At 55.1% G+C, this 11,902-nt stretch carries 11 protein-coding genes; 8 read left to right on the top strand and 3 right to left on the bottom strand.

All coding sequences use genetic code 11. From position 1 onward, the window contains the following. Positions 1-41: 41 nt before the first annotated feature. The 3 genes from ACR0MQ_RS22350 to ACR0MQ_RS22360 all read right to left on the bottom strand — a co-directional run bounded on the left by ACR0MQ_RS22350 (position 42) and on the right by ACR0MQ_RS22360 (position 3,480). Positions 42-1,058, bottom strand: a complete 1,017-nt coding sequence (locus ACR0MQ_RS22350) for a GlxA family transcriptional regulator (RefSeq protein ID WP_480611075.1) — start codon at positions 1,056-1,058, stop codon at positions 42-44. A gap of 72 nt (positions 1,059-1,130) precedes the next feature. Further along, complete coding sequence (gene nhaC / locus ACR0MQ_RS22355; RefSeq protein WP_480611078.1) at positions 1,131-2,603, bottom strand: Na+/H+ antiporter NhaC; 1,473 nt, start codon at positions 2,601-2,603, stop codon at positions 1,131-1,133. Positions 2,604-3,135: 532 nt separating this feature from the next. Beyond that, entirely contained in the window at positions 3,136-3,480 is a 345-nt protein-coding gene (locus ACR0MQ_RS22360; protein WP_480611080.1) for a hypothetical protein, read from the bottom strand. Positions 3,481-4,208: 728 nt separating this feature from the next. Here ACR0MQ_RS22360 and ACR0MQ_RS22365 point away from each other — a divergent pair. The 8 genes from ACR0MQ_RS22365 (at position 4,209) to ACR0MQ_RS22400 (ending at position 11,769) form a co-directional block, all read left to right on the top strand. Continuing rightward, entirely contained in the window at positions 4,209-5,948 is a 1,740-nt protein-coding gene (locus tag ACR0MQ_RS22365) for an ABC transporter substrate-binding protein (protein WP_480611083.1), read from the top strand. Positions 5,949-6,032: 84 nt separating this feature from the next. Continuing rightward, complete coding sequence (locus ACR0MQ_RS22370; protein ID WP_480611086.1) at positions 6,033-7,082, top strand: ABC transporter ATP-binding protein; 1,050 nt, start codon at positions 6,033-6,035, stop codon at positions 7,080-7,082. A 1-nt stretch (position 7,083) separates the two neighbouring features. Further along, entirely contained in the window at positions 7,084-8,160 is a 1,077-nt protein-coding gene (locus ACR0MQ_RS22375) for an ABC transporter ATP-binding protein (protein ID WP_480611089.1), read from the top strand. Further along, the gene (locus tag ACR0MQ_RS22380; protein WP_480611093.1) at positions 8,157-9,020 is read left to right on the top strand and encodes a carbohydrate ABC transporter permease; all 864 of its coding nucleotides are present in this window, start codon (positions 8,157-8,159) and stop codon (positions 9,018-9,020) included. The genes ACR0MQ_RS22375 and ACR0MQ_RS22380 overlap by 4 nt, the downstream gene beginning before the upstream one ends. After that, on the top strand, positions 9,017-9,814 hold the full coding sequence (locus ACR0MQ_RS22385; protein WP_058280831.1) for a carbohydrate ABC transporter permease: 798 nt from the start codon (positions 9,017-9,019) through the stop codon (positions 9,812-9,814). The genes ACR0MQ_RS22380 and ACR0MQ_RS22385 overlap by 4 nt, the downstream gene beginning before the upstream one ends. An 8-nt stretch (positions 9,815-9,822) precedes the next feature. Then, on the top strand, positions 9,823-10,224 hold the full coding sequence (locus ACR0MQ_RS22390) for a DUF2160 domain-containing protein (RefSeq protein WP_480611096.1): 402 nt from the start codon (positions 9,823-9,825) through the stop codon (positions 10,222-10,224). 65 nt (positions 10,225-10,289) lie between these two features. Next, positions 10,290-10,685 carry a BlaI/MecI/CopY family transcriptional regulator gene (locus tag ACR0MQ_RS22395; protein WP_010442339.1) on the top strand — a complete coding sequence of 132 codons (396 nt, stop codon included), beginning with the start codon at positions 10,290-10,292 and terminating at the stop codon, positions 10,683-10,685. Beyond that, positions 10,672-11,769 (top strand): M56 family metallopeptidase, encoded by a 1,098-nt coding sequence (locus ACR0MQ_RS22400; RefSeq protein ID WP_480611099.1) that lies wholly within the window; start codon positions 10,672-10,674, stop codon positions 11,767-11,769. Before ACR0MQ_RS22395 ends, ACR0MQ_RS22400 begins: the two co-directional genes overlap by 14 nt. Positions 11,770-11,902: the final 133 nt, after the last annotated feature.

Below are 11,902 nucleotides of genomic sequence, written 5' to 3' on the forward strand. Positions count from 1 at the left end.
GTACGTTTAGATGCCTCAAATTATGACTGTTCAGACGCAAATTATTCACGCCTTTCAGACCACCCCCTTCTGAATGAAGTTGGTGCTTCGCCGTAGCGTTTCTTGAATCGTACTGTAAGTTGTGTAGCACTGCTAAAACCTGTGGCTGCCGCGATTTCCGCGACCGCCATTTCGGTTTCGCTGAGCAATGCGTAAGCCCTTGAAACGCGCAGTTCTATATAAAACTGAACAGGCGAAGTTTCGACATACTTTTGGAAGAGACGCTCTAACTGGCGACGAGATATCTGCACGGCTTTTGCTATTTCGGAGATATCTAACGGCTCTTCCAGGTTTTCTTGCATGATCTGCATCGCGTTGATGAGGTACTGGTTGCGACTACCCAAAGCTACCGAAAAGGCTGATTTCTGGAGCGTTTTACTATTGTTGGACCGAAAGTGGATGCACATGTTCGAAACGATGACCGCCAGATCATTTCCGAAATCGGATTCGATCATGTCCAACATCATGTCGGTTGCGGCATTTCCGCCGCCACATGTCATAAGCTCATTGTCGATCTCATACAGGTTTGACGATGGCTCCAAGTCATCAAAATGTTCGACAAAAGCAGGGTGGTTTTCCCAATGCAATGTGAACCTTTTCCCTGACAGAACTCCAGCCTTGGCAAGGGCAAAAGCCCCTGTGCAAATACCACCCAGATTACATCCAAAGGTTCTTTGGCGGCGGATCCACGACAGGACTTTCGGGTTGGTACTTTCCGCTGGTTCAATACCCGAGCATACGAACAGCCGCGAGGATCGCGGTAGATTACGCAGGGCATAATCCGGCGTAATTTCAATCCCATTCGAGCAGGTAACCGGATTTCCGTCTTCGGTAATCAGGAACCACTTATACAGTTCCTTGTTTGTAACTTGATTGGCGATCCTAAGAGGTTCCACTGCAGCGCTAAAGGCTAGCATAGTCAGCTTAGGCAGCAGCAGGAAATAGATCTCCTTGGCCGATCCATCATAGTCAATGCGATAGCTGGCCGCGCCCTTTGGGACAAAGTTTCTCGGGTCCATATGCTCTCCTCCCAGTATCGACCGAGGCGGATGAAGGGCACCAACACCTCATTTGGTGTTGGTGCAGAAAGATTAGGCACTCATCTGTGCAACAGGTTCGCCGCTTTCCTCCCAGGAGCGGATTTCTTTTTCGCTGGCTTTAGGCGAAAACAGCCCTGTCATGGCATAGAAGATACCGATGACCGGTGACAGCCAGCAAGCGAATGCAAGCGGAATATACAGCAGATTTTCGAAGTTGCCGTCTGTGATTCCCAAGCCAAGCGCCGTGATGACAAACGCACCACCTGCATTCCACGGGATCAGAGGGGACACCAGAGTCCCGCCTTCCTCGACCGCCCGGGATAGGTTCAGTGGGGAATAGCCCATGGCGCGATAGACCGGTGCATACATCCGCCCTGGCAGTGCAATTGACAGATAGGGGTCACCTGCAACGGTGTTGGTCGCAACAGAGGTCAGGATGGCTGAGGTTTGAATACCGGCAAACGTTTTCACCTTCGAGATGAAAACTTCGATGATGGCCTGAAGGCAGCCTACGCGTTCAAGCGCTCCGCCAAACCCCAATGCCAGCAGCACCAGTGAAATCGTCCACATCATAGACTGAATTCCGCCGCGGTTCAGCAGGGGATCGATCTCCGGAACCCCAGTATCGATCGAATAGCCGCTGTTGGCGAAGGTGAACGTCTCATGCAGTCCAGCCCCCTGACAGAAGATAGCCATGATGCCGCCCGCAACGGCACCTGCGAACAGTGACGGGATCGGAGGTTGTTTCATGACCGCCAGCACGATGACTAGAACAGCCGGAAACAGCATGATCGGTGAAATCCAGAAAGCGTCGTCCAGCGCGGTGGTGATCGCGTGAATACGGTCAAATGATACCTGGGACGTGTCGATCAAAGTGAAGCCGACGACAAAATATATTACCAGTGCAATCAGCATGGAAGGAACTGTGGTTGGAAGCATATTCCGAATGTGATCGAACAGATTAGTCCCCGTCACAGCAGGTGCCAGGTTTGTCGTATCTGATAAAGGCGAGATCTTGTCTCCAAAGAATGCACCAGAGACTACCGCCCCCGCTGTCCAGTACATTGGAATGCCGAACCCGGCTCCAATCCCCATCAGCGCTAATCCGACGGTGCCTGTCGTTCCCCACGAGGTGCCCAAAGAAACAGAGACAATAGAGCAAAGGACCATTCCTGCGGCGAGGAAAAGCTCGGGCGACAAAATCCTGAGACCATAGTAGATCAGCGTCGGGACGGTGCCGCTTGCGATCCACACACCGATGATCATCCCCACTGTGATCAGTATCGAGACCGACGGTAGGGAGATATTGATAACGTGGAACACGCCCTCTTCGATGCTGGGCCATTTGTGACCCAACATGAGGCCAACGATGCCAGTGATTGCGACTCCGAATGCCAGTGGGATGTGTGGAGTAAAGTCATCGAAATAGAATAGTTGCAGCCCAAGCACACACAGGGTCAGCACTATTGGCACGAGGGCCAGCACAAAGCCGGGCTGCTGTATGTTGTCTTCATTCCCAGACATATGGGTCTCCTTCTTTGGAATGGTCCAGAACCGTGATGATCTGCGGAAGAAACCAAGTTTGGCGTTGTGAGACTGTCGGTCAGAGCGCACATCTTGTTAGAATTTGCGACATTGGGGCGTCGGATTTCGGCGTCTTCGAATGAACTGAAGACTAACCATTGCAATCACGCCAAACAAATTACTTGCGTTCGCGAAGTATGCCTTGCTTCGATAAATCGTACGCGCGCCCAGCAAGGCGACGAGCTACTCAAGCCGTAGAGGGGGTTTGCAACGCGCTTAACGCGGGCACGGGTACAGAACTAGCCCGATAAGCAAGGCCGGCCCAAAGCCGACATCCAGCGATCAATCGCCGTGCTGCGCTTGCAGCCCGCATAGCATACCTTCACTGCATTCGCAAAATCAGGTGGTGAACGAATTTACAGTTCGCGGACAAAACCGACCTTTGATTTTCACACTTCACTTACGCAGCACCCCTTGCTGCGCATTCCCCAACCGGGATTTCATGGAATAAAACTAGGGAATGCTGCCGTGCTCAATTTAGAAAATGATCATCGCAACCATATGGATTGCCAATGGTGCAATCATAACAGAGCATCGCAGCCCCCTTCTGGCAGTCACCGAGACCCGTGGTTGATGGATCATTTTCACGATGCTGCTGGATCAAAGAACCAGTCCTTTGACCGAGATCATTCGTTGGCGACAAATCGATTCTAGGATCAGCCGCCCCGTCAATGTGGTTGAATGCTTGCGAGACTGATAAATGAATATTTTGTGTATGCTCGCGCTGAACCTGCCCGTGCAACGGGCCGGCCATTGACATTCCTGCACTCAGAGCAATGCTGAACGCGGTGGCGGATGTGATCAGTGTCTTTTTCATTTCTTGGTCCCTTTCGGTTGAACGTGGTTGAAACGCTGTTTGTGGAACCAATCTGGCAATCTGCGGCTCAGACTTAATGCGCTGGTACGTCAAGGTTTTGCGAAAAGACATCAAGTTGGCGCCCGATAGTGGCATCTTCCGAAGCACGACGACCCAAGTTAGGTGAACATTGGTTCGCTTCAACCGTCTACGAAACTGAGAACCTGGAAATCAACACAGCGCGAACAGCCGACATTTGAGCAAAGTGCAGAATCGAACAGAAAGGGCTCACGGCGGACCTCGGAGATAGCGCATCATCGGGACCTGCCGATGCCCTATCGATGCCAAGGACGGCCCATTGCTGCTATTGGCCAAAGGCCTACTCCGTTGCGGTGCTGCCCCTTGCAGGTCGGGCAGGATGGCAAACTTTTACTGCAACTGCGAACAGGCTAATTGAACTTTGATGTTAGCAGACGTCAGCCTTGTGCTTCACCCAATTCGCATTTGAGCAGTGGGTGTTAAGCCGACTCAAGAATTAGTTACGCGATGTTTTCAGCACCCACGGATATCAGTAAATTGAACAAATTTTAAATCATAAATATCTAGATAGTAAAAATAATATTTATTATCAAATAGTTAACAATATTCACTGTTATTACTAAAATTTTAGTTTGACAGCTACGCTGAATATCACCGATGCTGATTGCCATCCGGTCTGCGCCGGATCACATAATCTTGGGAGGAGACAGATGCGGAGACATCTACTTTCCGCCGTGGCGGCAGCGGCCGTCATTGCGGGGCATGGTCCTGTTTGGGCCGACGAAACCGCAGCACAACGTTGGATTGACGACGAATTCCAGCCATCGACCTTGTCGAAGGACGAACAGTTGTCCGAAATGAAGTGGTTCATCGAAGCTGCACAACCGTACTCGGGCATGGAAATCAATGTCCTGTCCGAGGGTATCCCGACGCATTCCTATGAATCTGAGGTTCTGACAAAGGCGTTCGAGGAAATCACAGGGATCAAAGTCAATCACCAGATTCTCGGCGAAGGTGAAGTGGTTCAGGCCGTTCAGACTCAGCTGCAAACCGGGCGGAACCTATATGATGGTTATGTCAACGACAGCGACCTGATCGGAACGCATTCGCGCCTGCAGTTGGCCTATCCGCTGACCGACATGATGGGTGGCGACTGGGCGGAGACAACTTCGCCGACGCTGGATCTGGATGACTTCATGGGCATTCAGTTCACCACCGGTCCGGACGGCAAGTTGTATCAACTGCCTGACCAGCAATTCGCCAACCTCTACTGGTTCCGCAAGGACTGGTTCGATGACGAGGACAATAAAGCCGCGTTCAAAGAGAAATACGGCTATGATCTGGGCGTTCCGGTCAACTGGTCGGCCTACGAAGACATCGCTGAATTCTTCACAAATGACGTGAAAGAAGTAGATGGCGTCGCGATCTATGGCCACATGGACTATGGCAAGCGCGCGCCTGACCTCGGATGGCGCATGACCGACGCCTGGCTGTCGATGGCTGGTGCCGGTGACGTGGGCGAGCCGAACGGTGTTCCCGTCGACGAATGGGGCATCCGCATGGAAGCGGGCACTTGTAACCCTGTCGGTGCGTCCGTGTCGCGTGGTGGTGCTGCCAATGGCCCGGCTGCGGTCTACGCGATCCGTAAGTGGGACGAGTGGCTGCGCAACTATGCCCCTCCAGGTGCCGCAAGCTATGACTTCTACCAGTCTCTGCCAGCGCTCAGCCAAGGCAATGTGGCCCAGCAGATCTTCTGGTATACCGCCTTCACCGCCGACATGGTGAAGCCGAAGTCCGAAGGCAACAACACCGTGGATGACGAAGGCACGCCGCTGTGGCGGATGGCGCCTAGCCCGCATGGCCCCTATTGGGAGGAAGGCCAGAAGGTTGGTTATCAGGACGTGGGGTCGTGGACCTTCCTGAAGTCGACCCCCGAGGATCGTGCACAGGCAGCTTGGCTCTATGCCCAGTTCGTGACCTCCAAGACTGTCGATGTGAAAAAGTCCCATGTGGGTCTGACCTTCATCCGCGACAGCTCGGTCAACCACGAGTCGTTCACCGAACGTGCACCCAAGCTGGGAGGTCTGGTCGAGTTCTATCGCTCACCTGACCGCGTGGCATGGTCGCCGACCGGCATCAACGTCCCGGATTATCCGAAGCTGGCCCAGATCTGGTGGCAGCAGATCGGTGACGTGAACTCGGGCGCGTTTACTCCACAAGAGGCGATGGACCGTCTGGCAGAAGAGATGGACATCACCATGGCCCGTATGCAGGCCGCGGATGAAAGCGCAGGTGTTTACGGTGGATGCGGACCGCGCCTGAACGAGCCGCAGGATGCGTCATTCTGGCTCGAGAAAGAAGGTTCGCCCAAGGCCAAGCTTGAGAACGAAAAGCCGCAAGGCCAGACTGTCAACTATGACGAGCTGGTTCAGCGCTGGCAGTCTCAGTAAGCCAAAGCAACCCGGGGTGCCGTTCGCGGCATCCCACACCAAGACCAAGACAGCGCGGGCGCTGCGGGATCGGAATTCGCGAAAATGATCGAACTACAGGACGCGACCAAGCGGGTCGGCAACGTCATCCATATCAAACCAACCAACCTGACGCTGCAGACCGGCCATTTCAATGTGCTGCTTGGCACGACAGGATCGGGCAAGACCTCTCTGATCAAGATGATGGCCGGGCTGGACCCGATTGCTTCGGGCAAGGTCTGTATGGATGGGAAGGATGTGACTAAACTGAACACGCAGAAGCGGCAGATCAGCCTGGTGCACCAGTTCTTTGTGAACTACCCGCATATGACCGTGTTCGACAACATCGCCTCTCCGTTGCGCGTAGCGGGCATGGCGAAGTCCGAGATCGTGGGCCGCGTGGAAGAAGCCGCAGATCTGCTTCAACTGCGCCCGATGTTACACCGCCGCCCGCATGAGCTGTCGGGCGGGCAACAGCAACGCACGGCACTGGCGCGGGCCATTGCGAAAGAGAGCCGCGCCGTCTTCCTCGACGAACCGTTGGCAAACCTCGACTATAAATTGCGTGAAGAATTGCGCGAGCAGTTGCCCGATCTGTTCGCGGGTCGTGGTGCTGTGGTGGTTTATGCCACGTCAGAGCCCGAAGAAGCACTGCTTCTGGGTGGATACACGGCCCTGATGGAAGATGGCCGCGTGACCCAGTTCGGGCCGACCGCTGATATTTATCGCAACCCTGAGAACATCGCCGCCGCGCGAGTTTTTTCGGATCCGCCGATCAATGTCGCGCGCATCACTGTGTCCGGCGCTCAGGCGCAAATGGCTGGTGGAGGTGGCTGGGCTGTCACAGAAATGGCCGACGGAGATTACATGGTCGCCGTGCGTCCCCATCGGGTGACCCCGTTTCGCTCTTGTGATGATGATGTGGAGCTTACCGGCCGCGTGATTGTGACCGAACTGTCCGGCTCGGATTCCAGCGCGCATTTCCAACATGGCGATGATGCGTGGGTGTCACTTGCCTCGGGCGTCCACCCCTATCAGGTTGGCGAAGATCACAGCTTCTACATGAACCCGGCCCACTGCCGGTATTTCGGCCAAGATGGCAAAAGGATAGCCTGACATGGCACAGATCAAGCTTTCAAACCTGCGACACAGCTACATGTCGACGCCGAAAGAGCCGCAAGACTATGCACTGAAGGAAATCGACGTGACTTGGCGCGATGGCGGTGCCTATGCGCTGCTAGGACCGTCCGGTTGTGGCAAGTCCACGTTGCTAAACATTATCTCGGGTCTTTTGACGCCGTCCGAAGGACAGATCCTGTTCGATGGTCAGAGCGTTACTGCCTTGCCCCCAGATCAACGCAACATCGCACAGGTGTTCCAGTTCCCGGTGATCTACGACACGATGACCGTCGGCGAGAACCTGGCTTTCCCGCTGAAAAACCGAGGTGTTGACCCGGCGACAATCAAGCGCCGCGTCGATGAGATCGCCGAAATGCTTGACGTCACGGATATGCTGGGCACGCGCGCATCGGGTCTGAGTCCGGATAACAAACAGAAAATCTCGATGGGTCGCGGTCTAGTGCGAGACGACGTGAACGCGGTGATGTTCGATGAACCCCTGACCGTGATCGACCCGCATCTGAAGTGGAAACTGCGCTCCAAGCTGAAAGAGCTGCACCAACGCGTCAAAGCCACGATGATTTACGTGACCCACGACCAGACTGAGGCCCTGACCTTTGCGGACGAGGTCGTAGTGATGCAGGAAGGTGAAGTGGTGCAGATCGGCACGCCCGTTGAGCTATTCGAGCGACCCCAACACACATTTGTCGGCCACTTCATCGGCTCCCCCGGCATGAACGTGCTGCCCTGCGAGGCCAAGGGTGACCGCGCGGTGTTCGAAGGTCACGAGGTTGTGCTGGAAGGCCCGACCCATGGCGACGGAGGCCGCACCGATCTGGGCATCCGCCCTGAATATGTAGGCTTCGGCGACACAGGCATCCCGGCACATGTAACCAAAGTTTCGGACATCGGCCGCCACTACGTTGTCAGCGCGATGGTCGGCGACACGGCGCTCAAGGCCGTGACTGAACACAGCGTGCCCGAGCCCGGATCACAGGTCTTCCTGCAATTCAAACCTGAACAATCCCGTGTCTATCGCGACGGCTGGATCGCAACCGAGGAGCGGGCGCTATGAGAACGGAAAACCAAAAGGCATGGTTCTTTGTCCTACCGGTGTTGGCGCTGGTCGCGTTTAACGCGCTGGTGCCGATGATGACAGTGGTCAACTACTCGGTGCAGGAAACCTTCGGCAACAACCAGTTCTTCTGGGAAGGTCTGGGCTGGTTCGAACAGATCCTGCGATCCGACCGCTTCCAAGCCGCGCTGGGTCGGCAATTCCTGTTCACCTTCCTGATCCTGCTGATCGAGGTGCCGTTGGGCATCATCGTGGCCCTGTCGATGCCCCGCAAAGGGTTCTGGGTGCCGGTCTGTCTGGTGCTGATGGCCCTGCCGATGCTGATCCCGTGGAACGTGGTTGGGTCAATGTGGAACATCTTCACCCTGCCCAAGATTGGCCTGCTGGGATACTTCCTGAATGACGTTCTGGGCGTCAACTATGACATGACTCAACAGCCGCTTTCGGCCTGGATCACCGTCATTGTTATGGATGTCTGGCACTGGACTTCGCTTGTGGTGTTGCTGTGCTATGCGGGCCTCGTTTCGATCCCTGACGCCTATTATCAGGCTGCCAAGATTGACGGTGCCAGCCCGTGGTCAGTGTTCCGCTACATCCAGCTGCCCAAGATGAAAACCGTCCTGACCATCGCCGTTTTGCTACGCTTCATGGACAGTTTCAACATCTACACCGAGCCCTTCGTGTTGACCGGCGGCGGCCCCGGCAACTCAACCACCTTGCTGTCGATCGATCTTGTGAAGATCGCGCTGGGACAGTTCGACCTTGGCCCTGCAGCCGCGATGAGCCTGATCTACTTCGCCATCACGCTGCTTGTGTCGTGGGTCTTCTACACTCTGATGACAAAGGATGAGGCGCAATGAAGAAGCGGTCCCTTATCCCGATCCTCTATATCGCGTTTCTGATGCTACCGATCTATTGGCTGGTGGCGATGTCCTTCAAGACAACGAACGAGATCCTGTCGGGCTTTTCCCTGTTCCCCCAGACCTTCACGCTGGAGAACTACATCACCATCTTCACCGACCCGACGTGGTACTGGGGGTATATCAACTCGATCATCTACGTGACGATCAACACGGTGCTCTCGGTCTGCGTGGCGCTGCCTGCGGCCTACGCGTTCTCGCGCTACCGGTTCCTGGGGGACAAACAGCTGTTCTTCTGGCTGCTGACCAATCGGATGGCCCCTGCGGCTGTGTTCGCGCTGCCGTTCTTTCAGCTGTATTCGTCGATCCACCTGTTCGACACCTATCTGGCTGTGGCGCTGGCACACACGCTGTTCAACGTGCCTCTGGCGGTGTGGATACTGGAAGGCTTCATGCGCGGCATCCCGAAGGAACTGGATGAAACCGCCTATGTAGACGGTTACTCGTTCCCGCGTTTCTTCGTGACGATCTTCTTACCGAACATCAAAGCGGGCGTCGGTGTCGCTGCTTTCTTCTGCTTCATGTTCTCATGGGTCGAGATGCTGCTGGCCAAAACCCTGACTGCGGTCGAGGCCAAACCAATTGCCGCCGTGATGACCCGCACCGCTTCCAGCGCGGGGTACGAACTGGGCCTGTTGGCCGCCGCCGGCACGCTGACCATCATCCCCGGCGCCATCGTCATCTGGTTTGTCCGCAACTACATCGCGCGCGGTTTCGCGATGGGACGTGTGTGAGGTTCGATATGCGTAAACTTCTTGTCGCTCTGCCCTTCCTGCCTTCAGTGGCCTATGCCCAACAGGCCGGTTGGGGCAGTGTCGGCCAGCAAGAGGAAAAAGGTTTCTCGTGGACCGCTCCTTTGTGGCCGGATTTCTGGATGGCATGGACTCCGGCAACACTGGCGGTGTTCATCGGTATCTTTTCGGCCATCGCCCTAATTGGTTTGCTGGAAGGGCTCAAATTCCGAGACGGGATCGAGCGGCGCGGCGTGCTGGGACTGACCACCACGCTGGGGGATCGGTTGTTCATCACCCTGCTGGGCTCGACCTATATCTTCCTGGCCTGGCTCGGGCTGGTTGGCCAACCTGTTTGGACGCCGCTTTTCCTGTCCATCGGTTGGGGCGTCTTCGTCTTCTGGAAAGTTTAGGCTTTGCGAAACAGCGAAAGGATGCTTGTCTGTCAGGCATACTAATAATGGCGACACCGAGATTGATGCGAAAGAAAAAGACAACAAATCTTCTGACCGAAGTGGAACTTGAGTTCATGAACGAACTCTGGGCGCTTGGTCAGGGCACGGTCCGTGAAGTCCTTGATCGCCTGCCACCTGATCGCAATCTGGCCTACACTTCCGGAGCCACAATTTTGCGGATCCTTGATGAGAAGGGCTTTGTCGAAAGCGAGAAGAACGGCAAGTCGCTGATCTACAGACCCCTTCTCGAGAAGGACAGGTATCAGTCGCGGTCGTTGCAGAATCTGTCCCGGACCCTGTTTGACGACACGCCCGCAACTCTGGTTGCAAGGCTGGTCGACGATGAGGGCCTGACAGAAGATGACCTAGAGGAGATTCGAGCACTGGTAGAGAGGAGACTGCAAAATGACAGCGGTTAAACCGGTTCTCGATGCGTTTCTCGAGTTCAACGTTGTGCTTGGATTATCGGCGCTGATCTGGCTGGCCGTGCGTGGGGGCCTTGCGTTGACGCCCATGAGGTACGGCTTTGTTGCTCAGCTTCGTTCGCTCAAGATACTTTGCATCGGCGTTATGCTCAGCCCGGTTCTGGCGATCGGTGTTTCGGGCTTTGTCGCTCAGGTGTGGCCCGGACGTGTTGTCGCGCTGGGGGATATCGCAGTGGCGGCCTATTTGCGCGGCGAAATCGCCATGCCCGCTGCGCAGTTCGAAACCCTTTTGAATACGCGCGAACGCTGGCTCGACTATGTCTTGTCAGGCGGCTCTGTTTTCGTAACTTGCGCGCTGACTACGCTGGTTCTTCTATCAATTGTTCTGGCAATTCGGGTTGCCTGCAACGCGCTTACAATTCGCAAGGCCGTACGGTCCAGCTTTCTTTGGCGACAATCGGCAAAGGTGGACATTCGCCTTTCAGATCGCGTAACTGTGCCTTTTGCAGTACGCGGCCTTCGTCGCCGTCACGTCGTTTTGCCCAGCCATTTGCTAAACTCGCCACGCGATTTGCGCTTTGCTCTGGCGCATGAATTCCAGCACATCCGCGCGCTGGACGTGGAATGGGAACTGGGTTTCGAGCTTATGCGTCCTCTGCTGTTTTGGAACCCGGCCTATCTGGCCATGAAACATCAGTTTGATCGACTTCGCGAATTGGCCTGCGACCAGTCTGTCGTCTCGCGCAAAGGCATTGACGCGACCGACTATACCACATGTCTACTGGACTACTGCACACGATCTATTAATCTGAAAAACCCTCGCATTCTTCGTGTGGCCCTGGTTAACGGGCCGAAAGCAAAGCATGTTCTGCGCCAGCGTGTGATCGCCCTGACCGATGCGCCCGTAACGACCACACAATTGTCAGCAAATTTCTTTGGGCTGACGCTTTCTCTGGTTGTTGTGATTGCCATTGGGTCGGCCTCGGTTCGTCAAACCCAGGATTGGAGCCATGATCGTCTTATGCTTTCGACGGTTGTAAATCTGGAACGGCTGGAAGCTCGGAATCAGGGAAACTGAAAGGCCGAATTTTAAGTCCGGCGTGGATTGGAAAGTCGGCCCGGATGTGTCGCAAACTCTGGGGTCTAGTTGACGCGCATGCGTGATCTGAGGTTTGTACTCGTCGAAAAATTTTCAAACAGGTTATTTGAGC

Source organism: Ruegeria sp. AN6 (assembly GCF_056540425.1).